The organism is Alteromonas lipotrueae (assembly GCF_019249255.1).
GTDB lineage: Bacteria > Pseudomonadota > Gammaproteobacteria > Enterobacterales > Alteromonadaceae > Alteromonas > Alteromonas lipotrueae.
Map to the genome: position 1 here is coordinate 1 of NZ_JAESDJ010000047.1, position 579 is coordinate 579.

The following is a 579-nucleotide window of genomic DNA, read 5'->3' on the forward strand; positions in this document are numbered from 1 at the left end:
GCTGGGACGCCTATACGCGGGGCGGCTTCGCCATTATGCCCCACGTATCTGCGCCCCTTAGCTTAAAGTTATGTGCTACAGGGAAATTTAGCTTGGAAACTGTCGATATAGAATGTGAGGTTGAAGTCTCCCTAATTGAATTTGCCATGAAAGATCGCTGGGGATATCGGACTGGGATAAGCCCAAACCATTGGATCCCTGGTCGCGATTACGCTTTCATTGGTAAATTAAATTTTATCGATACCGAAATATTAGAGCCAGGGGGAACTTGCAACGCACTTGGTGGTTTTATTTTACCCAAACAAGATTTACCTTTGATTAAAAGGGGCTTTACTTGGCATATATGTGAGGCGTACACCATAGTAGGTTACGTAAAGGTTGTTTCAGAACCACACACATAACAAACGCATTAATTCGCTCGCAGGCTCGCTGGGACAATAACACGTAGGCTCAGTCGCTTCGCTCCAATTTTAGCCTACGTGTTATTGCCCATTATGCGGGCGTTATAAGGCGTCAGCCTAAACTCCGTTTGGCTTTAAAAAATCCCAGTACAACTACCCTCACCTGTTTTCATTAGCA

The 579-nt window shown here is 45.1% G+C and carries 1 pseudogene; it reads left to right on the top strand.

What is annotated here, in order from left to right:
• Positions 1 to 401: pseudogene (locus tag KYS23_RS20590) on the top strand (hypothetical protein); the annotation flags it as partial.
• Positions 402 to 579 lie beyond the last annotated feature (178 nt).